We start from the raw sequence: 24,486 nt of genomic DNA on the forward strand, positions 1-24,486 counted from the left end.
CTCCACACACCTATTTACGCACTATATTTATGGCCGAGTTACAAAGCCCAAACAACACATACCCGGCAAAAATCATAACAGCCCATGTATGCCAGTCATACACGAGACATGCTACTACAAAAGCCAATGTAACGGCAATTGCGATGTAGTTAATGCGCACCGCACTATGACCTTTAAAATCAGGATATTTTACTTCGCTAACCATGAGAATCCCCACACAAATCATGGCTACCGCAAGTACAAGCTGAGGAACCGACACACCACACAATACATACGTTGCCGCTAAACAGCCGGCCGCAGGAATCGGTAACCCCTCAAAATATCCATGAACTTCATCAGTTTTAATGTTAAAACGAGCTAAGCGAAAGGCCCCTAAAACGGCAAATACCAAAAGTGGTATATACGCTACCCAACCTAAACCGAATAACTCCTTCGTATATAACATATAGGCAGGAGCCACACCAAATCCGACCACATCGGATAAAGAATCCAACTCGCGTCCCATAGGGCCCGCTACGCCCAATGCACGTGCCACACGACCATCAAGGCCATCTGCGACCAAAGAAAGCAAAATACATATAGCTGCCGCAAAAGAATCTCCTGTAGCAGAGAAAGTGATACTGATAACACCAAATACTAAATTAGCAGCGGTGAATAGATTAGGAATAACAGACTTATTCACGACGCAACCTCCCTATAACGGTATCTCCACCCGTAATATGTTGACCTTTTTCCACGAACAACTCTACATCCTTGTCCATGTACAGCTCCGTACAAGAACCGAATTTTATCATTCCGTACAATTGTCCTCGCTCAAGCATACTGTCAAGATCTGTCCAAGATACGATGCGTCGAGCTAAAAGCCCTGCAATTTGTGTTACCAACACAGCAGTACGATCATTTTCGATACAAATTGTATGTCGTTCATTTTCAAAACCTACATCTTCTTTAAAGGCAGGCAAAAAACTTCCCATCGTGTAATGACGATATGTAATCTTTCCTCCGATAGGTGCTCTATTGGCATGTACATCAAATACGGATAAGAATATGGTAACTTTCTTACATTCCCGATGTAGATATATATCTTCATAAACATCTGAAATATCCATGATTTTACCATCCGCAGGGGATAGAATTAAATCCGGATCTTGAGGGATAACGCGTTTTGGATTTCTAAAAAAATTAATAAAGAATAAAGCCAAGATAAAAGGAATAATAGCAATAATATAATATCCAAAAAACGCCAATACCGCTGAAAGAACGAGCATAGCACCAATCAGCGGGAACCCTTCTTTTATAATTGGTCCTGTAGGCACAATTCAACACTCCTCTATTTATTTCTAATAACCGTCCACATAAACTTAGGAATAGCCAACATTCGGCCGATCCGTTTAGGTTCTAAATATAGGCGATACAACCATTCAAGTCGATTTTGCTGCATCCAATGTGGAGCCCGAGGAATATTACCGGCCAGAACATCAAATGATCCACCAATACCGATGGCAACCACACCATCGAGATGACTCAAATTTTCTGAAATCCATTGTTCCTGTTTTGGAACACCTAAAGCAACAAATACAAGCTTGGCTTTGGAATCACCAATGGCTTTTATGATTTTCTGTTCTTCTATGCTATCGAAAAATCCATCATGAATTCCGACAATATTCAAAGGGCCGACTTCAGCAGATAAATTATCAATTGCTCGCTGAGCAACACCTGGTGCCGCCCCTAAGCAGTATACAGGAATTTGGTGAGTCGCCGCAACCTTAAATAATTCCTTCGTTACATCCACACCGGTCACACGCTCCGGTACATGTTCACCGTTACGCTCTGCAGCCCATAAAATGCCAGCCCCATCCGGTACGACAAGACTAGCATTATTCAATATGGTATGCAATGTAGGATTTTCATTTGCCAACATAACCATTTCTGCATTAGCCGTTGCCACTAAATGTAGCCCCGGCGCCGCAGTTAGTTGTAAAATACGTTGAATCGCCTCATTCATTGTTAAACAATCAATAGGCACAGACAAAACAGAAATACGTTTACTCAATGTAATACTCCATTATAGACCACTATAATTTGGTGCTTCCACGGTAATACTTACATCATGCGGATGACTTTCTTTCAATCCCGCCGCTGTAATTTGAATAAATTGAGTATTCTCAATCATCTCTCGGATGTTATGACATCCGCAGTATCCCATGCTCGCACGCAAACCACCAACCATTTGGAAAATTGTATCGGTCAACATACCTTTATAAGGTACGCGACCTTCTATTCCTTCAGGGACCAATTTCTTAGCCTCTGTTTGGAAATAACGATCTTTACTGCCAAGTTTCATGGCACCCAAACTGCCCATACCACGATACACCTTATAGGATCGCCCTTGATAAATCACTGTTTCACCGGGACTTTCATCAGTGCCGGCCAAGATATTCCCCATCATGACCACATTAGCACCGGCTGCAATAGCCTTTGCAATGTCACCTGAATACTTGATCCCTCCGTCAGCAATAATAGGAATACCATAACGGCGACCGACTTGTGCCGATTCATATACAGCTGTAATCTGAGGTACCCCTATACCGGCAATAACGCGCGTAGTGCAAATGGAACCGGGTCCGATTCCAACCTTAACAGCATCAGCGCCGGCTTCTATGAGAGCTTCCGTCCCTGCCGCTGTCGCCACATTGCCGGCAATAACTGGAATATGAGGATATGCCTGTTTAATTTCCTTAAGTGTACGAAGTACGCCTGCAGAATGACCATGAGCCGTATCGACGATAATTACATCCGCCTTAGCAGACACCAATGCATCCAAACGGTCGTACAGATCCTTGGATACACCTACGGCAGCACCGACCAACAAACGACCGTTGCTATCCTTTGCTGCATTCGGATATTTTGTGGCTTTCTCAATATCTTTAATAGTAATTAAACCTTTTAAATTACCCTCTTTATCTACAAGGGGCAGTTTTTCGATACGGTGTTCACTTAAAATAGATTTTGCCGCCTCCAGAGATGTCCCTTCCGGCGCAGTTACAAGCCCTTCCCGTGTCATGCAGTCACCGATTTTTCGAGTTAAATCAGTTTCAAATCTCATATCGCGATTTGTTATGATCCCTACTAGTTTACCATGTTCTGTTATAGGTACACCAGAAATTTTATATTTTGCCATAATTTCAGATGCATCTGAAAGCAAGTTCTGCGGACTTAAATAAATAGGATCAACAATAACACCATGTTCAGAGCGCTTAACTTTATCTACTTCATGTGCCTGTTCCTCTATGGACATATTTTTATGAATAACACCGAGACCCCCTTCACGAGCCATAGCAATCGCCATTCTCGATTCGGTAACCGTATCCATTCCGGAACTGATCATCGGAATATTCAATGTAATATCACGTGTCAAATGACTTTTCAATTCCACTTCATTTGGTAACACATCAGATGCAGCAGGTACTAACAATACATCATCAAAAGTTAAGCCGCGCATACCGAATTTATCGTTTCTCATATTTCCCTCCCGTATAATAAAACAAAACTACGACCCTCCCAGCCCTGAAGGGCCGGGTAGGACAGTCGTAGCTTTAGCGTTCAGACCGCAAAATGCCGCCTTCCATATAATCATCTTTTTTCATGTCTACGAAGATTATCTTTACCGCATCTGCCGGAACTTTAACGATTTCCACGGCGGCCTTCGTAATAGCTTCACCTAACTGTTTTTTCTGTTCTTTTGTACGCCCTTCAACGAGCTCTACATGAATAAGTGGCATAGTTACCTCCATAGATGAAAGAAATAAATTGTTTGTTCTATTATACGGTATGAAGAACTGTTACACAAGGGGCAAAGCCAGATAAAATCTATATTATTGCCACTTATGAACTTATAACTTCTACCTCTTAATTATACAATATTCTTAGAAATTTTTCACCAAATCTTTTTTCTAACTCGACTTTCATAACTGATTCAAGCCGATTCATGCCAAAAGCGCCGACATAATGTAATACATCCTGACGCGCTTTCACGAGGATGTCGATATCCTTAATAATATTGGCAACCCGCAGATCAGGTAATCCAGATTGAGCCAGTCCAAACAGTTGTCCCGAACCTCGTAGCAACAAATCCTGTTCCGCCAATTCAAACCCGTCCTGTATCTGCTCCATCAATTTAAGTCGCTCCCGAGTCAAATCATTTTTTGCATCACTTACCAAAATACAGTACGATTGTGCCGTCCCGCGCCCTACACGGCCTCGCAACTGATGTAATTGTGATAAACCGAATCTTTCGGCCCCTTCTATGCACATAATCGTCGCATTCGGTACATTCACACCTACCTCGATAACAGTCGTCGATACGAGCAATGAAATATCACCATTATAAAAGTCATTCATAATGGTCTCTTTTTCATCAGGCTTCATGCGCCCATAAATAAGCCCGACGTTGAAAGTTTTATAAAAATAATTTTTTAATTCTATATATAACTCTTCTGCCGCCTGTAAATCCAATTTCTCCGATTCCTCTACGAGAGGACATACCACATAAACTTGTCGGCCTTCTGCCATTTCCTTTCCAAAGAAGGTCCGCAATCGTTCCGTATACGAACCATCCACCACATAAGTTTTGACCGGTTTACGCCCCGGCGGCATTTCTTTAATTAAAGATACGGCTAAGTCTCCATATACGGACAGTGTCATTGTACGAGGTATAGGTGTAGCGGTCATAATCAATACATGAGGATGTTCCCCTTTTTTTTGCAATCTGGCCCTCTGTTCGACACCAAATCGATGTTGTTCATCAATGACGATGAGACCTAGTTTAGAAAACTGTACGCCTTCCTGTATCAGTGCATGAGTCCCGACAACGATACTAATAGTACCGTCGGCCAGCCCCCTATATATACGTTTTTTCTCTTTTTTACCCGCGGAACCTGTCAACAGTTCAATAGAAATTCCCAAATTATCACACAGATTGCGAATACCTTCATAATGTTGAGCCGCCAGAATTTCTGTAGGCGCCATCAACGCCCCCTGAAATCCATTTTCAACAGCTTTAATTAAACTCAATATGGCTACAACAGTCTTACCCGATCCTACATCGCCTTGTAACAGACGTTGCATAGGTCTTTCATCCTCCATATCCGAGGAAATATCCTGAAAAGCACGCTCTTGATCTCCGGTTAAGGAAAATGGTAGTTGTCCAATACAACGCTCTATTAAAACTCCGTTCGGTTCCATTTTAAAGCCTTTATTCCGTTGTTCCTTATTTCTCAACAACGCAAGACCTGCCTGCATAACAAACAGCTCTTCATAAGCCAATTGGTGACGGGCCAGTTCATACTGCTCCGAAGATTCAGGGAAGTGCATCGCTTTGAATGCATCATAACGTTTCATATACTGATGATTTGATAAAATTTCTTCGGGTAGAATTTCATCCATCGCCTCATGAGATTGAAACCAATTTCTTACAGCCGACCGTACTACAAATTGGGATACACCATCTGCAAGAGCGTAAATCGGCACGATACCACGGTCCGGTTCAGCAGACTCTCCCAAATTTTCTATTTGAGGAGTATTCATCTGCATGGAACCATATTGAAACTCGGCCTTTCCATAAGCATAAAGGCGCTGTCCGATTTTATAAAAATTCTTTTTATATCCTTGGTTAAATAATACGATTTTTAACGATCCGGTCCCATCAGTGATGACAATATCCAAAATAGATAGACGGGACCTCGGTCTTTTTTCTTGAATGCTGGATACTACACCAACAATACCACCGGTCATTCCCGTTTTTAAGTCTCCAATCTTATAGATGGTTCGTCGATCTTCATAGGTACGAGGGAAATAGGTTAACAAGGATGTGATATTGTTAATGCCCAATTTATGTAGTTGTTTCTCCCGGCCCGGACCTACGCCTTTAATCGTAGTTAAACTTTCATCCATAAGAATTCCTCTAAACCTCCAAATGATATGCATGATATATCCATTTTTGCATATCATTGTACAAAAGACCTGTCATATCATAAAATATGATATATAGTATACTTTATATTGTAGTATATTTCATAAAAAGAGCAATATGTACTATAAAACACTTGCTTTAACCTAACCTTTATGATAATATACTTTTGTTATGTTATAGATTAAGCTTGGAGGTGGAAACTATGGCAAACCTTTGCGAAGTATGTGGCAAATCCACATCTAGCGGCATGAACGTGAGTCACTCTCACATTCGCACAAGAAAGACTTGGAAACCGAATATTCAAAGAGTACGGGCGGTTGTAGACGGTGCTACAAAAAAAGTAAATGTATGCACACGCTGCCTTCGTTCTAATAAAATTACACGCGCGTAAAATAAAAAGTACATGTACTCTTCAAGGCTGCAAAGTCTAAAAAAGAAGTTAGTTCAAATGAACTAACTTCTTTTTTATTACAAAGTAATATTAGGAATATAATACTGCTTAAATAGCTTGATAGCATATTGATCTGTAAGGCCCGCCACATAATCTACCACATCACGGGTCGAATAAAACCCTTCCCGATTAGTACATTCCTCCATGTCACGCGGATGTTCCATAAAATGGATAAATAGATTTTTAACCACATGAGAGGCTTTACTTCGATCAGGAATCAGAGCCGGAGCCAGATAAACATGCTTAAACATAAACTTACGCAATATATTCATCGTCATCTCCACGGTATCCGACATGGCGATAGCCGGTTTATCCAGAGATTCTCTAACCATATCCTCCACCATAGCGGTAATCATACTGGACGGAGTCATACCAAAATGCTCACGAACCTCTAACGGTAAATTTTCCGCCTGTAGCATTCCGGCCCGCTGCGCATCATCGAAATCATGACATAAATAGGCAATTCGATCTACAATGCGAATGATTTGTCCTTCCAAGGTAACGGGAATCGTCGGTCCCGTATGTCCTAAAATACCGTCCCGAACGGCGGATGTGAGATTTAAACCTTGATGTTCTCCATGTTTTTCCAACACTTCCACCATTCGTAAACTTTGTTCATTATGATTAAAATGTCCAACCATATCGCGCAAGGCATACTCACCGACATGGCCAAACGGAGTATGGCCCACATCATGTCCCATAGCAATAGCCTCGACTAAATCTTCATTAAGGCGTAATGCACGGGCTACGGTACGGCCGATCTGCCCTACTTCCAATGTATGGGTCATACGCGTCCGGTAATGATCACCCGGCGCAATATATACCTGGGTTTTGTGTTTTAACCGTCTAAAACATTTACTGTGAATGATGCGATCCCGATCACGTTGAAATGCTGTGCGAAGCGGGTCAGGAGCTTCATCCTCATCTCGAACGGCATCGCGGCTCTTTGCCGCATAAGGAGACAGGAGCAGTTCTTCCCTCTCCTCTATTTGTTCCCGTATATTCATTTCCCCTCCAGTCCACTGTTACGATCGATGAGTTGCATCATAAGGGAAGCCGTTTCCTCTATAGATTTATTGGATACGTCCAGTACTTGGCAATGTAGACGTCTCATAACGGCTTTTGCGTATTCCAGTTCCGCCTGAATACGCTCAATGGATGCATAATTTGCTTCATCTTCTAAGCCGATAGCGCGCAACCGTTCACTACGAATATTATTTAATTTGAAAGGATCAATAATCAGACCCACGATTTTCTTTGCCGGAATTTTAAATAACTCTTCAGGCAACGGCACTTCCGGTACCAATGGTAAGTTAGCCGCTTTAATTTTTTTATATGCTAAAAACATGGAAAGCGGAGTCTTGCTTGTTCTGGATACCCCTATGATAACGATATCCGCCTTTTCAAAGCCCGACGGATTTTTACCGTCATCATATTTTACAGCAAACTCAATAGCCTCTACCTTTTTAAAATATTCCTGGTCCAGTTTATGAACCATACCTGCCGTCATACGAGGCTTGGTCGTGGCTACCGTACCTACCGCCTCTAAAACGGGCCCCATAATATCCACAGCGGGAATCTTGTATTGAGCTACCTTCTCATGTAAATATTTACGTAACGACTCGGATACAATAGTATGACAAATTACATGGTTACCTTCTTTTGCATCGGCTATAATTTCATCAATTTGATCCTTACTGTCAATATATGGAATTCTAACAATTTCAATCTGTTCTTTATCATACTGACTGGCTGTGGCACGTGCCACGGCTTCGGCGGTTTCCCCGAGGGAATCCGATATCGCATATATAATCTTTTCTACCATTCTCGAAACCTCAATGAATACTACATTCTAAAAATATCTTTGTCACAGTTGTTTTCGATACTCGGCCAACGACCTTTAATCGTTTCTTATGCCCCGAGTCCTCCCGAACTACAACAGGCAAAGAATCCACCTCATAATCTATCATCTTCTGTGCCGCTTCTACTAATGTATCTGTAGGCTCCACAGCGATTACCTTGCTCACAGGGGTCATAATCATAGATATAGGCATAGTGTGTGAATCCATTTGTCCCATGGAGGCGCGTAATAAATCCTTTCGCGACACAATACCGACTAAATAGGAATCATCACAGACAAGAATTGTTCCTACATCCTCTGTGAATAATGTTACAATCGTATCATATAAATTCGTATTATCATTGACAACTACGGCTTGAGATAACACATCGGACACGCGAAATGATTTCAGACGTTCCGCCGTCTGTGTTTCCTTTGAAAGCCCTACATAATAATATCCCACATTAGGGCGAGCATCGAGAACCCCGAGCATGGTCAGTACAGCCAAATCTGACCGCAATGCGGATCTTGTGACCTCTAAATGCTCAGCAATTGCACTACCCGTAACAGGACCTTCTTCACGAACAATCTGAGCAATTTGTTCTTGTCGTTTCGACAGTTTCACACGGTAACCCCCTTTCATCTCTGACTGTATTATATCCTATGTTTCCATTCAGAAAAAGAGGAGACCCGAAAGTCTCCTCTTTTCCGCATGTATTAACTATGAAATTACCACACTAATTCATCAGAATCCTGACGGCCGCGACCGGTCATAGCATCTAACATGATGCGCTGTTCCAATTGAGCCACCATTTTTTTCGTACTAACCACTGCATCAGGGTTAACGGAAATAGAATCGATGCCACTCTTTACGAGGAATTCACAAAGTTCAGGATATACGCTTGGTGCCTGTCCGCAAATAGATACGGTTTTACCGTCCTTATGAGCCACTTCAATGAGATGATGAATCGCTCTACGCACCGCCAAGTTCCGCTCATCATAAATATGTTGAACAGTTTCATTATCCCGATCGCAGCCGAGAACAAGCATCGTCAAGTCATTGGAACCGATAGAATACCCATCAACATATTGATTAAATTGATCAGCCAAGATAATATTGGCAGGAATTTCAGCCATGAGCCAAATCTTAAAATCCTTGCCGCGCACAAGACCTTCTTCAGCCATTAACCCCGTTACAAGTTTTGCTTCTTCCACAGTACGACAGAACGGAATCATAACTTGCAAATTCTTAAATCCAAATTCATTGCGCACCTTTTTAATAGCTTCCAATTCTAATTTGAAAGCTGGTAAATATTTAGGATCATAATAGCGGGATGCGCCACGCCACCCCAATAACGCACTGGACTCATGAGGTTCGTATTTATCTCCGCCTTTAAGATCCCGATATTCACTGGATTTAAAATCGCTTAAACGAACTACCACTTGTCTAGGGGCCAACGCCTGACATACTTTGCGCATACCTTCCGCCAAAGTATTCACGGCTACATCACTACGCCCCGTTTCAATGAGATGTAACGGATGTTCATGAATGAAGGTTGTCCATATAAACTCTTCACGCATAAGACCGATACCGTCACAAGGTAATACCCCGTATTTTTCAGCTAGATCAGGGTCACCTAAGTTCATATAAATCTTAGTCCCCGTTACAGGCACATATTCAGTAGCCACAGCAGCGGAAGCCTGCACTTCAGGTTTCTTGACGATATCCTCTACAATACCGTCATAAACGATACCATTTGTAGCATCAACCGTAACCATCTGACCGTCTTTAATAGACGTAGTCGCTTCATGACTACGACTCTTGGTACCTACAATACACGGAATACCGAGCTCACGACTGACGATAGATGCATGACAGGTCATACCGCCCGCATCGGTAACGATAGCTTTCGCCTTTTTCATAGCCGGAACCCAGTCAGGGGCCGTCATAGCAGTTACAAGGATTTCCCCTTCTTTGAACTCATCGATGTCCTCAGGATTGATAATAACATGAGCTTTACCTGCTGCATTACCAGGCGAAGCTGGTAACCCTTTTACAACGATATCGCGATTAGCTGTTGCTGCTGACATGTCTGTAGTTTGAGGTGCATCAGATTTCTGTTTACGGGACCAAACGGTTTCCGGACGCGCTTGCAGAATCCAGATTTTTCCGTTTCTCTCATCAACGCCCCATTCCATATCCATGTAGCAACCGTAATGTTTTTCGATTGCTTTCGCATATTCGGCAAGTTCCAATACCTGCTCATCGGAAATAACTTGAGACTTTGCTTCATCACTCGGAACAACCTCTTCAACGCAGTCGCCATCAGCCTTTCGAACAAGACGGACATGTTTATCATTGATCATGCGGTCCGTAATTTCCATTTTTGCTTTATCCACACGAAAATTATCAGGCGTTACAGTACCCTGTACAACATATTCACCAAGACCCCAGGAACCTTCAATAAGAATATTATTGTCATCACCGGTTACAAGATCAACCGTAAACATAACACCAGCGGCTTTAGAGAATACCATCATCTGAACAGCGGCGCTCAACGCAACCGTCATATGGTCAAAACCCTGTTTTACACGGTAATATGTTGCACGATCCGTGAAAGTAGATGCGTAACATTCTTTTACTTTTTCGATGATAACATCGGCTCCACGTACATTTAAATACGTATCTTGCTGTCCTGCAAAACTTGCATCCGGTAAATCTTCAGCAGTTGCACTGGAACGAACGGCTACGAACGGATCTTTTTCCTTAACCTTTTTACCTAATTCTTCATACGCTTTACGAATGGCCTTTGCTAAATCCTTAGGCATTTTTTCTTCGCAAATCATACGGCGAATCTTAGCACATACTTCACGCAATAATGCAGAGTTTTCTACATCATCCAAAGCATCTAGTTCAGCCCGAATTTTATCCTCTAAGCCCGTTTCTTTCATAAATTCACGATACCCATAAGCCGTTGTAGCAAAGCCGTAAGGTACAGGTACATTAGTGGAGGATGTCAATTCCCCTAAGGAAGAAGACTTACCACCAACTAAATTAACATCTTCACGTTGTAATTCATCAAACCAAAGTACGTATGCTGTTTCTCGATTCATGTGAGAACCTCCTAGATTAATTAGTGCAACACATTAAACCTTTTACACATAAATAGTATACCTTAATTTATAATCTGTCAATTTTTATGGAGATTATTATGTGAATGAACTTCCTTATATATATCCAAAAAATTCTTCAATACTCGCCCAGTCAGTCCCCATATGGTGTATTGTTCATAGGGATAGAAATAGACAGAATAGTTTTGTCTAATTTTCCAGTCGATATTGTAACCCTCTAGTAAGTGGAACGGAAAATCACGCAAAGGTCTTGTAGCGATATCTAGGTGACCTACGGTAGGTTCCATCTCCAACAGATACTGTAGTGGAACGGTAAACACCTCACTTACCTCATCGATATTCGGTCTGAATTGACCGGTATGCAGTCGTACTGCTACGGCATATAGTTTTACACCTATGGCGGATACTAAACAATCTAAATTACCAAGTGGTTCAATTTTGTCTAAACCTATACCTAGTTCCTCAGAACATTCACGAATGGCAGCATAAGCACCGCTTTTATCATTAGGTTCACAATGTCCACCGGGAAAGCTGATTTCACCGGGTTGACGTCGCAACGTATTACTACGTACAGTAAACACCACATGATCCTCTCCATCAATTTCTAATAATGGTACAGCTACTGCCGCAGTTATGACATCAATATCGGTAAGAACAGTATATTCTCGCTGCTCTAAAAAGTTAGTTAATTTTTTATCCATATTATATGATCCTCTTACAAGTCAGTATGATTCGCTTATAAATAATATTTAGCTTTAAACTATATCTGAATTAAAGTTTTATGTTTTTTTATGTTTCAAGTTCATTTTTATATTTACTTTCATTATACATTAGCTTGTAAAAGATAATCATTAACTTACAGATAGTAAAATCAATATCATAGATAGAAAAAAACTGTGACGAAGTTTCTGCACCCCATCACAGTTTTATATGAAGTTAAAATTAGTTAAATTTAATTTTTACGAATTTACGTTTACCTACTTGAAGAATCATGCCATCTTCAAGAGTAATATTTTCTTCGTTATATTTTTCGCCGTTCACTTTGAAAGCACCCGCTTTAATAGAGCGACGTGCTTCACCATTGGATGCGGTCAAACCGGCATCTGTACAGAACTGTGGTACAAAGATTGGTTCTGTTGGTGCATCCATAGCGTACTCAGGAATGTCTGTAGGCATAGCGCGTTGTTGGAACACGCGTTTGAATTCCTCTTCCGCCTCCAAAGCAGCCTCTTCACCATGATACAAACGAACGATGGTACGTGCTAATTGCATCTTGGCATCACGCGGATGCAATTCACCGGATTCGAGACGCTTTGTCATGTCTTCCTGATTTTCGATAGACATATCGGTAACGAGCATGAAATAACGCATCATCAATTCATCAGGTATGGACATTGCTTTGCCATACATTTCTTTTGGCTCTTCATCGATACCGATGTAATTGCCTAAAGATTTACTCATTTTTTGAACGCCGTCAAGCCCTTCTAGTAAAGGCATCGTGATAACCACTTGCGGCTCTTGACCTTCCAGCTCTTGTAAATGACGCCCCATCAAAAGGTTGAAAGTTTGATCTGTACCGCCAAATTCTACGTCTGCATGCAATGCAACGGAATCTTGACCTTGCATCAATGGATACATAAACTCATGAACCCCGATAGGACGACCTTCTTTAAAGCGTTTATTGAAATCATCACGCTCCATCATTCGCGCAACCGTATAGGAAGCCGCCAAGCGAAGTACATCGGCAAAGTTCATCTGTTCCAACCATTCACTGTTATCGCGAACGATAGTTTTTTCAGGATCTAAGACCTTAAAAATCTGCGCTTTATATGTTTGTGCATTTTCCAGCACCTGCTCTTTCGTAAGTGGCGGACGAGTTACACTTTTACCGGACGGATCACCGATACGGGCCGTGAAGCCGCCGATAACGATCACAACCTGATGACCGAACTCTTGGAATAAACGAAGTTTACGGAGCGGCACGGTATGGCCCAAATGAATATCCGGTGCAGTTGGATCTAAGCCCAACTTTACAACTAAAGGTTTATTCTCCTTGATAGATCTTTCTATTTTTTTTACGAGATCTTGTTCGTTAATTAAATCCGCTACGCCATGTTTAATTTGACGCACTTGTTCTTGAGCACTAATCATGACAATCCTCCTAGAAATACTATTTTATAAGTATACCATTAACTATAAACTTTCACAATTATATATAGTATTGGTTTGATGCAATTTATGATATAATATTTACAACTGCGTAATAGATTTTACGTTATATTTACTAAGGAAAAAAGAGGTGACTCTATGAGTAACAACTCAAATACGAGAGCTCGCCGCCGCGCATCAAGCGGCAGCAGTTCTGAACAGAAGAAAACCAATAGAAAACGTTTCTTTTGGATTATCACTCTTCTCATAATACTCATCGTAGCGGGTGGTGGTTGTGGTTTTATCAGTGCCACTCTATCAAATTTACCGGATGTTTCGAACGTAAGACCTTCTGCATCATCTCAAATTTATGATGTTCACGGTGATCTCATCACTACAGTCCATTCAGTGGAAAACAGATTACCGGTACCACTCAAGGATGTACCGAAAGATCTGCAGGATGCCTTCATCGCTACAGAAGACTCTCGTTTCTATTCCCATCATGGCATTGACCCAATCGGGATTTTGCGTGCCGTATGGGTTAATATTATTCATAGCGGTGTTTCTGAAGGCGGTTCTACAATTACACAGCAACTTGCCAGAGGTATGTTCTTAACACAAGACAGAACACTGAAACGTAAAATCTCGGAAGCGCTCTTAGCGATAAAAATTGAACAGAACTATACAAAACAAGAAATTCTTGAAATGTATATGAATCAAATTTACTTCGGTCAAGGTGCTTATGGTGTACAGTCCGCATCGCATGTATACTTCGGCAAGGATGTACAGGATTTGACATTGGCTCAAGCCGCTCTCATTGCCGGTCTTCCTCAAAGCCCTAACTACTACTCTCCGTTCAATAACTTAGAGGAAAGTAAAAAACGTCAGGCGATCGTATTGGGTCAAATGGTTAAATACGGTTATATTACACAAGAACAAGCCGATGAAGCTCGTCAAGCCGATTTGGGACTGATTGCTAAGCAAGAACAGGCTCATGAAGATTCAAATGCGTCATACTTTATCAACTATGTTATTTCTCAGGTTTCTGAAAAATATGGTGATGATGCTATCTATAAAGATGGGCTTAAAATCTATACAACGTTAGATATGAATGCTCAGAATGCAGCTGTCGCAGCTATGCAAAACCTACCTAGCTTTTACAATGATCAAAATGGTCTACAACAACCGCAAGGTGCCATTGTGGCCATGAATCCGCATAACGGGTATATCGTAGCCATGGTCGGCGGTCGCGGTGATGATGCCTTTAACCGTGCGACACAGGCGGAACGTCAGCCGGGTTCTGCTATGAAACCGTTTGTATACCTAGCGGCGATTCAAAGCGGTAAAACTCCCGGCTCCATCGTCGATGACAGTCCGGTCGATTTCAACGGTTGGCGTCCACAGAACTATGAAAAAGAATTCAACGGCGAGATTACATATCGTTATGCACTACAACACTCAGTTAACGTAGCGACTATTAAAATTGCCGATGAAATAGGCATGTCTAAGATTCTCCGTTTAGCAAAAGATATGGGTATTACTACTCTCACTGATAATGATAACAACTTGTCCACGGCTATCGGCGGTCTAACACATGGTGTAACACCTCTCGAAATGGCACAGGCATACGGTGTACTCGCAAATGGCGGTATCAAGGTGCAGCCTACTGCCATCGTTAAAATCGTAGACAGAAACGGTCAAATTGTAGAGGAAAATTCAATTCAGGAAAAACGCATTATCGAAGAAAAAGATGCGGCTATTTTAACCAATATGCTTGAATCCGTAATCAATGGCGGTACCGGTGGCAATGCAGCAATCGGACGACCTGTAGCCGGCAAGACAGGTACTACAGATGACTCCAAAGATGCCTGGTTCGTAGGTTATACGCCTGACTTAGTCGCTGCCGTATGGATGGGTGATGATTATGGTACGGAAACATTGCACGGTATCACAGGCGGTACCACACCGGCTATTATCTGGGCTCAATTTATGAGCAATGCACTTGCCAATACACCTGTATCCGATTTTAGTGTCCCTGCCAGCGCACAGTCAGCGGTTCAGGAAGGTTATCGAAATCCTGTAAAAGAAACACCTAAACAGGAAGAAGTGAGAGAAACTCGACAATCATCTGAACGGGTAAGGAAAGATGAAAAAGTGAAAGAAGAAGAAAAGCCGTCTAAAGAAGAGGCTTCAGACTCAAAATCTCACTCATCTAAGAACTCAAAAAAATCCAGTAAAAAAGATCGTTAGACTATACAAGCAACTATAAGTCATAGATGTCACAGAGGGCGGAACACATTGTTCCGTCCTTTCTCTCTTTCATATAAAAATGGTAGCGGATACAACGCATCCGCTACCATTTTCACCATTATATTAATTTTATATTTATGCTTAATTGTAGAATGAAATTGAACAAATAAAAAATCCATAGTGAACCTTGTGTTATGATTTAGGTGCCTAATCAAAATATAACCGAGGTAATCACTATGGACTACAATAATCATAACACGACATTACGCACAAACAAACACTTAAACTTCGAAGAACGATTTTATTTAGAAAAGAGAATCGTTCTAGGAGACAGTATTACTGCAATTTCACGTGCACTGGGCCGTTCCAGAACAACTATTTATACAGAATTAAAACGCGGTACTGTAATTCAAATTCGACAAGGTAAATCGCAACTTGTATATTTAGCTGATTCTGGACAGGCAACCTATGAAAGACAACGTATGGGCTCCTTTAATACCATGAGAGTTGGTGCTATAGAATCTTTTATAAATTGGATTGAAAGCAAAGTTCTAAATGATCATTGGTCCTTTGAGGCTGCTGTTGGATATGCTAAACATAAGGGTTTGTTTGTGCGTAATGAAATGGTTTGTGCTAAAACTTTATATAATTATCTTCACAAAGGTGTATTGGGAATAAAAGCAATTGATTTACCATTGGTAGTACGGCGTTCCCAACGAAAATCTATTTCTAGAAAACATAAGCGAGAACTTGGTAAATCCATAGAGCTTCGTGATCCTAATATTGAAACGCGCGAGGAATTCGGACATTGGGAATTAGATACCATCCGTGGAATAAAAGATAAGACAGACCATGTTTTAATCTCTTTACTTGAGCGTAAAAGCAGATTGTATGTGGCTTTACGATGTCCATCAGCACGGGCTACTGATGTAAAAGAAACACTGCATGCATGGTTAAAAATACGTTTAAAGATGTTAATCTAGCCTGCTTATGTAAAACAATAACTGCAGATAACGGTTTAGAGTTTTCAGAGATATCTGATTTAGAAAATGAAACTTTGTCTATTTATTTTGCTCGACCTTATTCTGCTTGGGAACGTGGATCAAACGAAAGGCATAATGGTTTACTTCGTAGATGTATACCGAAAGGAATGCCAATAAAATCCGTTTCGGAGGAAACAATTCAACGAACACTTCAATGGTGTAATAATTTGCCACGCAAGATTCTAAATTATAGAACCCCTTTGGATGTCTTTCTTGAAGAAGTTAATAAAATTGTAGATTTGGATACTGTTCAATTTCATATTGCAATTTAAGATCAATAAACGATATAAAAGTCTAAATAATAGTTATTTAAGTACTACATTAGTAGCCCCCGCACCGCCTTCATCATAACCGGCCGTTTCAAAGTGAGCCACGTGAGGTAATGTACGTAAATATTGATGGACACCTTCGCGCAATGCACCGGTTCCCTTTCCATGAATGATACGCACTTGGTTAACGCCACCCAGCAACGCCTGGTCGATAAATCGGCCCACAGATACGGTCGCTTCATCTACGGTCTGACCGAGAATATTGATTTCCGTACGCACCTCTTTTTGTCGTTGCACGGCTGAACCGCCCATCCGCTTTCTAGTCTTAGGGATAGCAGCCCTTTGTTCACGTTCAAGCTTATGTCCTTCTTCTCGTGTTGCAGATTGTAATTCATTAATCTTAACGGTCGCGGTAAGTCCATTAATATCTACATTGACACGATTGCCCTTAACGGATAAAACCGTTCCCAACGAACGCAACGTCGTCACATATACGGCCTGACCTACTTTAATAGCATCCGGCGTTAAGGTTTTGCGATCGTCATCCACCGGTGCATCCGGTACATATATATTTGAAATCCCCTTACGGGCCGCATCAATTGAAGCTTGTCTCTTATCCTTATTTGTTTCAGAGAATTGAGATTTCAACTGCTTGATAATTGCCTCCCCTTCGACGCGTAAACTGCGTTTCATGGACTCCGCATCGGCTTGTGCCTTAGCTAAAATCTGCTTTCGCTTCTCATTAAACTGTTTTTTTTCTTTTTCTAATTGCCCCCGCATACGACGAGTCTCATCGAGTTCCTTTTTAAGGGCTCGCTCCCGCTCCGATGCCTTGCGCAATTGTTCATTCAAATCGGAAAGAACTTCCTCCATTTCATGGCTGCCGAATTGCGATTTATACTCCGATGCACGAGCCACGATATCCTTAGGGAGTCCCAACCGCGCGGCAATGCTCAACGCATGACTGCTACCGGCTACACCGATATGTAAACGATAAGTCGGCTTTAATGTGCGTTCATCAAATTCCACATGACCATTTTCGATGCCTTCAGTATGATAGGCATAATTCTTAAGCTCATTATAATGAGTGCTGACCATCATAAGAGCGCCCTTTTGACGGAAGAATTCCAAAATAGATACCGCCAAAGCGCTCCCTTCTTCAGGGTCCGTACCGGATCCGAGCTCATCGAGTAATACGAGATCATTAGGCCCACAATGTTTGATGATGGAAATAACCTGCGTCATATGCGCGGAAAACGTACTGAGACTGGCCTCAATACTCTGCTCATCCCCGATATCCGCAAAGATATTATGGAATATCGGCAACATGGAACCGTGATCAGCAGGAATAAACAGTCCACATTGATTCATCAAGCTTAATAAACCCAATGTCTTAAGTGATACCGTCTTACCGCCCGTATTGGACCCCGTAATCAAAAGGATTCGATATGATGTACCCAATTGAATATTTGTTGGTACTACCATATTGGCAGGAATCAATGGATGACGGGCGCACATGAGATTTACAGTTCGATCCGTGCTCAAAACGGCGGGCACACCTTTATATGCAATGGCAAGACTCGCCTTGCCATATACAAATTCAATATGAGATACTCTTTCACAGGCATCCATCAAATCATTGCTATGCTGTTTTACAAGGGCTGAAAGTTCACGATAAATACGTAATACTTCCTGTTCTTCACCAATCAAAGCCTCCTGTAATTCATTATTTAAATTTACCAAACGCATCGGCTCGATATACAAGGTATGCCCCGTTGCGGAACGGTCATGAATGAGTCCGTCAAAATATTGGCGATATTCTTGCTTTACAGGAATCACATAGCGGTTATTACGCTGTGTGATAATCGCTTCTTGAAAATACTTTTGATTGTCCTTGTCATGCAGGATAGCTTGTATATCATGCTTGATTTTATCGCGCGTTTTAACGATGGTATTACGGAGACTTGCCAGTTTAGGCGATGCCGTATCCAGCAATTCCCCTTTATCGTCAAAAACACGTCTGAAACGCTGTTCTAATCGATCTGTATTCGGCATATCCTGCACCCAAAGAGATAACAATGGATACTCCATATACTTCGTTCTAAAGAACTTCGTCATCCGCTTATAAGCCCCTATAGTGGAATAAATATCCCACAAGGCTTCACGGGTGAGTACAAAATCCTTTCGGCTATTCTTACAGGATTCGCGGATATCATGCGTTCCACCCAATGGCTGTTCCACCTCGGTTTGTAACGACCGTACGGCTTCAGCGGTTTCATCAAGATTTTCCTGAATCTCTTTTATATCGGTCATCGGTTCCATCTGTATAGCCAGCTCTTTGGCAATACTGGAACTGCAATGTTGCTGCAATTGTTCTTTTATATGGTGAAAGTCTAATACATTTTCGTTAAACAATGTACTACCTCGTTTATAAAATACCTCTAAAATAATGACCCCTAGTTATAGGCGTATCCTTGCCTACACTCTTAGGAGGGGCCTGTTTCTTTCCATGTTGAATGGCCACATAATCCGCCACGATATTACGTAATCTATTGGAATCCATATGGCGGCCATCAATACGTAATATACGTAACCCCTTGCGCATCAACTCCGGCACATAAGAACGCATATCCATCTCATGACTGTTCATGATATGCATACGACAATACGGATCTGTACGCAACGGGAAAACCTCCCCTTTTCGATCCCTTAACGCATAATCTTCAGTAACACATGGCATAGGACAGTTTTCTTTTTTTCCGGTACCCACGAAACCGGCAATAGCACAGTATTCGGAAATCATCATTTCCGTATACCCATGAACCATCACCTCCAAGGGCAATATGGTAGACCTTTGCAATTGTACTAACTGCGTCAGAGTTAATTCCAAAGATGGTGCAATACTGCTCATATTGAAATCCTGCCATACTGTTAAAGCACAACTATTAAATATATTAAGCCCCGTATCGGCTTCAATGGCTCCGTTATAATTTAAATCTCGAAGCCACAGTAATGCCTGCGGCACATGAACGGAAATGCTATCAGGTTTGGCCTCGACCATAGCCTGCAAGGTTTTCATATAGGCATCTACTTCATCATCTTTTACCACACGCGGTGTAGCAAATACGCAGATAACCTCATACTCTTTACAAAGCTTTGAAACCTTATCATAAACACGTGGTTCATAAGGTTTTCGTCGTAAACGATCACCACCGAAAATGATTTTCTTGGCTCCCCCTTCGATAGCGGCTAACACACCTTCCACTTCGTCTACGCGAGCACTGATAATAGGCCCGTCATATTGAATACTTTGTTTAGCCACCATGGATGACATATCTCGGGGCTCTACGGATAATTCAGCCCATGAATCCTCATGACTCTTAATTAATAAAGATTCCAGAGCCTCAACAGCATCACGGCGCAATGTATTTAATACGCTGGCCGGCCACATGTATGGTCCCTCAGGAATCGACATGGAACCTAATGTAAATAATGTATTACCCAAACGTCCCACCTGCTCAGTGACTTTTTCTAATGATGTGGGCTTATTATTGGCATATACCGGTTCAAACTCACTAGATACAGTTACGCTGCGACCATCATTCAAAATGAATATGAGTTCTGTAAAAGCTCGCTCCTTTTCCTCATTTATCGACAGATATCCATGAACTTCAAGTTTTGCCGTAAAAACCTGTAAACCACGCTGCTTTTGTGATTTAGGTGCAGACGCCAGATACACTTGTCCTGCTGCAAAGCCTTCGTCAGGTTTACCCATAAAATGTTTATCATCAATTATCGACCAGTTTTGATCGATTTGATAATATGTAATGCCTCCCGATGATTGCATCACCTTCAGTAATGAACCCTTTTCAATGGGCTCAGTAAGAATTAGATGAACTCGTCCCTTTTTAATGACTGCCTCGCCAATAGGTTTCCCTTGATTATTTGGAGCTACAACAGTCATCATGGACCTTCCTACATGATCTGTTAAATAATCTGTAGAAAATCCCCGATTAAAGCCTGCCGCCAATGCATCAGCATCGGATGATTCCATATGAGCCGTATCCAGAATATGTCGATATGTGCCGATAACCTGTCGAACATAGGACACCTTTTTCATACGTCCTTCCACCTTAAATGACGTAACCCCTGCCGCAACCAGTTCATTCATATGCTCACTATAATTTAAATCCTTGGGACTCAGTAAATAGGTTTCATGCTTCGGTAATAGGCTCATTCCCGATGAATCCAGCAATTCATAAGGTAGACGACAAGGCTGCGCACAGGCACCGCGATTACCGCTACGTCCGCCGATGAAAGAACTCATCAAGCATTGCCCCGAATAGCACACACATAAGGCACCGTGCACAAAAACTTCAATCTCCGCAGTACAGTTTTTACAAATATGTTCGATTTCTGAAAGGCTCAATTCTCGCGCCAACACGACACGTGTAAAACCGAGACTTTCATAAAAACGAACAGCATCGAGTGTGGCCGCCGTCATCTGCGTACTGCCGTGAAGATGCAACTTAGGGGCCACCTGTTGTGCTAATTTAGCCACAGCCAAGTCTTGCACGATGATAGCATCGACACCGATACGCTCTAACTCCTTCAAATACTCAGCAAGAGCCGTAAGTTCAGAATCACCAATCAGGATATTTACCGTAACATAAACGGACACATCCAATATGTGCGCCAGACGGATGGCCTCCGACAGCTCATCAATACCGAAATTCGCTGCATGAGCACGTGCGTTAAAGCCCTTACCGCCTAGATAAATTGCATCCGCCCCGGCCTCTAACGCGGCTATGAAGTTTTCCATCGTACCGGCAGGAGCCAATAATTCCATGAAGAGTCCTTTCTATCTTACTAAAGGTATAACTATAGTACTAAAAGGGTTTACCATACGGTAAACCCTTTCAATATACTGCTTGAGATTAACGTAATCTGCAGTTAATTTCTGCTAATGCATCAATAATAGCTTGAATATTACCATCAATATCCTCATCATTCAGCGTGCCGTCCATAGAGCGGAATTGCAAATTGTACGCAAGACTGCGGTAACCGTCCTCGATATGTTCCCCTTCATACACATCAAAGACAGATGCACTTTCTAAATATTCCCCACCATGTTCTGTAATGATTGATAACACATCATCACTGGATACGGATACGGGTGTCACAATAGCGAGATCGCGACTGGTTCCCGGGAATTTACTGAAAGCTGTATAACGGAATGGCGGAATCGACAATGATAACACCGCTTCCAAGTCGATTTCAAACATATATACTTTGCCGGGCAAGTCAAAATTCTTGCTCACTTGTGGATGTAATTCACCGTATTGAGCAATCATTTTGCCGTCTACAACGTATTGAGCGCTTACCCCGGGATGGAAATATGGCTCGGTACCACGATTAACAGTATGGCTCTTAACACCAAGCTTAGCCAATAAACCGTCAACGATACCTTTTACATCATAGAAATCTGTAGTGCGTTCTGCTTGATTCCAACCAGCTTGGTTTATCTTGCCCATCAAGATACCGCAGGCCACAGGGCGTTCGTGAGGAACTTCGGTTAACGGTAAAGCCTCAGGTTCATATACATTTGCAGTTTCAAATAACCAGAGATCCTTGTTTTGTTGCGCTATATTACGTTGCGCCGCTTCGATAACAGCCGGCACCAATGTGGTACGCATATACGGGAATTCTTCAGAAATAGGATTCAAAATAGGAATCGCTGTATAACGACTATCCCCTTCAGGCAGCATCATATTAGCTAACCCATCTTTATGCATGAAACTAAAGGTAATAATTTGCGTCATCCCCATATCAGCCAATGCATGTGTCACCTTTTTGGTCAAAGCTTTTTTAGGTGTCATACCGCCGGAGGATAATATCGCAACAGGAATCGTCGGTTTAATATTATCATAGCCGTGAATACGTGCAATTTCCTCCGCAATATCAGGCATCACGGTCACATCTCCGCGCCATGTCGGAACGAGAGCGGCCAACTGTTCACCGTCCTCGGTAATAACAAACTCAAGGGCTGTCAAAATACGAACCATTTCATCTTTTGATATATCGGTTCCCAAGTAATCGTTGATTTGTTCTACTGTGAAAGTAACGATATGTTGTTCTACAGGGTGTTTATATACATCGATTATACCCATGTCTACTTTACAGGTAGGGCAGATCTGCTGTAATAATTGAGCCGCTCTATCGATAGCATAAGCGGTATATTTATGATTTACACCGCGTTCAAAACGACCGGATGCCTCGGAACGCATGCCAAGAACTTTTGCCGTGCGGCGAATAGATGGGCCATTGAAGACGGCGGCTTCCAACATGACCGTAGTAGTTTCATTCGTTACTTCACTATCAAAACCGCCCATAATGCCCGCAATACCTACCGGACGTTCCGCATCGGCAATAATGAGCATGGAATCGTTTAATTCGCGTTCAGAGCCGTCAAGTGTAACTAGAATTTCTCCATTTTTAGCACGTCTCGCCACTAATTGATGGCCTTTTACATGATCATAATCATAGGCATGCATAGGTTGACCAAGTTCTAACATAACGTAGTTTGTAACGTCTACTACATTATTGATAGGACGAATACCGCTGTTGCGCAAGCGGTTTTGCATCCACAACGGAGACGGTTCAACGGTCACATTTGTAATTATACGAGATGTAAAACGGGTACAAAGATCATCCGCTTCAATGGATACAGAAGCTTTACCTTCGATAGATTCACCGTTTTCCTTTACCATGATAACGGGAAACAACGCTTTTTGATTTGTCATCAAACCGAACTCGCGAGATAAGCCGACCATGGAGAAACAGTCTGCACGGTTTGCGGTAAGTTCAAATTCATATACTATATCATTCAGACCCAATACGTCTTTTACATCAAGACCGATTGGCGTATTTTCCGGAAAAATGTAAATGCCTTGCGCTTCTTCGGGTAACACTAAGTCACTGGAGATACCGAATTCTGCAACGGAACAGAACATACCTTCAGATACGACACCACGTAATTTACCCTTTTTAATTTCCGTACCGTCCGCTAAGCGGGATTTATGATATGCTACAGGAACGATTTGACCTACCGCAACATTAGTAGCGGCCGTTACGATTTGCTTTGTAACAGGTTCACCGTCTTCTGTTAGGCATTCTACTTGGCATACTTGTAATTTATCCGCATCCGGATGTTTAGTAATCTCAACGATTTTACCGGTATATATTTTCTTAATGCCCTTATCCATAGCAATGACATTTTCTACAGGAATACCCGCTTGTGTCAACTCATCGGCCAATTCCTGGGCAGGACGAGTCATATCCACAGGCACGTATTCGTTCATCCACTGTAAGCTTGCTTTCAT

The 24,486-nt window shown here is 41.9% G+C and carries 17 protein-coding genes and 1 pseudogene; 3 read left to right on the forward strand and 15 right to left on the reverse strand.

Annotation, left to right across the window (positions count from 1 at the left end):
- Nucleotides 1-10 precede the first annotated feature (10 nt).
- The 6 genes from pssA to recG all read right to left on the reverse strand — a co-directional run bounded on the left by pssA (nucleotide 11) and on the right by recG (nucleotide 5,952).
- The gene (gene pssA, locus CKV62_RS05245) at nucleotides 11-682 is read right to left on the reverse strand and encodes a CDP-diacylglycerol--serine O-phosphatidyltransferase (RefSeq protein WP_095066016.1); all 672 of its coding nucleotides are present in this window, start codon (nucleotides 680-682) and stop codon (nucleotides 11-13) included.
- Nucleotides 675-1,316 (reverse strand): phosphatidylserine decarboxylase family protein, encoded by a 642-nt coding sequence (locus CKV62_RS05250; RefSeq protein WP_095066017.1) that lies wholly within the window; start codon nucleotides 1,314-1,316, stop codon nucleotides 675-677. The genes pssA and CKV62_RS05250 overlap by 8 nt, the downstream gene beginning before the upstream one ends.
- 14 nt (nucleotides 1,317-1,330) lie before the next feature.
- Entirely contained in the window at nucleotides 1,331-2,053 is a 723-nt protein-coding gene (locus tag CKV62_RS05255; protein ID WP_095066018.1) for a WecB/TagA/CpsF family glycosyltransferase, read from the reverse strand.
- A gap of 12 nt (nucleotides 2,054-2,065) precedes the next feature.
- Nucleotides 2,066-3,523 (reverse strand): IMP dehydrogenase, encoded by a 1,458-nt coding sequence (gene guaB, locus CKV62_RS05260; RefSeq protein ID WP_095066019.1) that lies wholly within the window; start codon nucleotides 3,521-3,523, stop codon nucleotides 2,066-2,068.
- Between the two features lie 73 nt (nucleotides 3,524-3,596).
- Nucleotides 3,597-3,782 carry a 4-oxalocrotonate tautomerase gene (locus tag CKV62_RS05265; RefSeq protein WP_095066020.1) on the reverse strand — a complete coding sequence of 62 codons (186 nt, stop codon included), beginning with the start codon at nucleotides 3,780-3,782 and terminating at the stop codon, nucleotides 3,597-3,599.
- A gap of 127 nt (nucleotides 3,783-3,909) precedes the next feature.
- A complete protein-coding gene (gene recG / locus CKV62_RS05270; RefSeq protein ID WP_095066021.1) occupies nucleotides 3,910-5,952 on the reverse strand; it encodes an ATP-dependent DNA helicase RecG in 2,043 nt (680 codons plus the stop codon).
- A 221-nt stretch (nucleotides 5,953-6,173) separates the two neighbouring features.
- Between recG and rpmB the strand changes: the two genes are divergently transcribed.
- Nucleotides 6,174-6,362, forward strand: a complete 189-nt coding sequence (gene rpmB, locus CKV62_RS05275) for a 50S ribosomal protein L28 (protein WP_005386334.1) — start codon at nucleotides 6,174-6,176, stop codon at nucleotides 6,360-6,362.
- A gap of 77 nt (nucleotides 6,363-6,439) precedes the next feature.
- Here the strand turns inward: rpmB and CKV62_RS05280 are convergent, their stop codons facing one another.
- The 6 genes from CKV62_RS05280 to tyrS form a co-directional block, all read right to left on the reverse strand.
- Nucleotides 6,440-7,429, reverse strand: a complete 990-nt coding sequence (locus CKV62_RS05280) for a deoxyguanosinetriphosphate triphosphohydrolase (RefSeq protein ID WP_095066022.1) — start codon at nucleotides 7,427-7,429, stop codon at nucleotides 6,440-6,442.
- Nucleotides 7,426-8,247 carry a pyruvate, water dikinase regulatory protein gene (locus CKV62_RS05285; RefSeq protein ID WP_095066023.1) on the reverse strand — a complete coding sequence of 274 codons (822 nt, stop codon included), beginning with the start codon at nucleotides 8,245-8,247 and terminating at the stop codon, nucleotides 7,426-7,428. Before CKV62_RS05285 ends, CKV62_RS05280 begins: the two co-directional genes overlap by 4 nt.
- A 10-nt stretch (nucleotides 8,248-8,257) precedes the next feature.
- Nucleotides 8,258-8,887: a transcriptional regulator CcpN gene (gene ccpN / locus CKV62_RS05290; RefSeq protein WP_084214611.1), complete on the reverse strand. Its 630-nt coding sequence runs from the start codon at nucleotides 8,885-8,887 to the stop codon at nucleotides 8,258-8,260.
- 104 nt (nucleotides 8,888-8,991) lie between these two features.
- Nucleotides 8,992-11,376, reverse strand: coding sequence for a phosphoenolpyruvate synthase (gene ppsA / locus CKV62_RS05295; protein WP_095066025.1), 2,385 nt, complete (start codon nucleotides 11,374-11,376; stop codon nucleotides 8,992-8,994).
- A gap of 77 nt (nucleotides 11,377-11,453) precedes the next feature.
- Nucleotides 11,454-12,095 (reverse strand): NUDIX hydrolase, encoded by a 642-nt coding sequence (locus CKV62_RS05300; protein WP_095066026.1) that lies wholly within the window; start codon nucleotides 12,093-12,095, stop codon nucleotides 11,454-11,456.
- A gap of 241 nt (nucleotides 12,096-12,336) precedes the next feature.
- A complete protein-coding gene (gene tyrS / locus CKV62_RS05305) occupies nucleotides 12,337-13,545 on the reverse strand; it encodes a tyrosine--tRNA ligase (protein ID WP_095066027.1) in 1,209 nt (402 codons plus the stop codon).
- A 156-nt stretch (nucleotides 13,546-13,701) separates the two neighbouring features.
- Here tyrS and CKV62_RS05310 point away from each other — a divergent pair, with 156 nt between their 5' ends.
- Both CKV62_RS05310 and CKV62_RS05315 read left to right on the forward strand, forming a co-directional pair.
- Nucleotides 13,702-15,792 (forward strand): transglycosylase domain-containing protein, encoded by a 2,091-nt coding sequence (locus tag CKV62_RS05310; RefSeq protein WP_095066028.1) that lies wholly within the window; start codon nucleotides 13,702-13,704, stop codon nucleotides 15,790-15,792.
- 236 nt (nucleotides 15,793-16,028) lie between these two features.
- Nucleotides 16,029-17,107: pseudogene (locus CKV62_RS05315) on the forward strand (IS30 family transposase).
- 33 nt (nucleotides 17,108-17,140) lie between these two features.
- Here CKV62_RS05315 and CKV62_RS05320 read toward each other — a convergent pair.
- From CKV62_RS05320 to pheT, 3 genes are all read right to left on the reverse strand, one after another.
- Nucleotides 17,141-19,519, reverse strand: a complete 2,379-nt coding sequence (locus CKV62_RS05320; protein WP_095066029.1) for an endonuclease MutS2 — start codon at nucleotides 19,517-19,519, stop codon at nucleotides 17,141-17,143.
- A gap of 13 nt (nucleotides 19,520-19,532) precedes the next feature.
- Nucleotides 19,533-21,953: a U32 family peptidase gene (locus CKV62_RS05325; RefSeq protein WP_095066030.1), complete on the reverse strand. Its 2,421-nt coding sequence runs from the start codon at nucleotides 21,951-21,953 to the stop codon at nucleotides 19,533-19,535.
- Nucleotides 21,954-22,041: 88 nt separating this feature from the next.
- Nucleotides 22,042-24,486, reverse strand: coding sequence for a phenylalanine--tRNA ligase subunit beta (pheT, locus tag CKV62_RS05330; RefSeq protein ID WP_095066031.1), 2,445 nt, complete (start codon nucleotides 24,484-24,486; stop codon nucleotides 22,042-22,044).

The sequence above is a fragment of the Veillonella rodentium genome, assembly GCF_900187285.1.
Taxonomy (GTDB): Bacteria; Bacillota; Negativicutes; order Veillonellales; family Veillonellaceae; genus Veillonella; species Veillonella rodentium.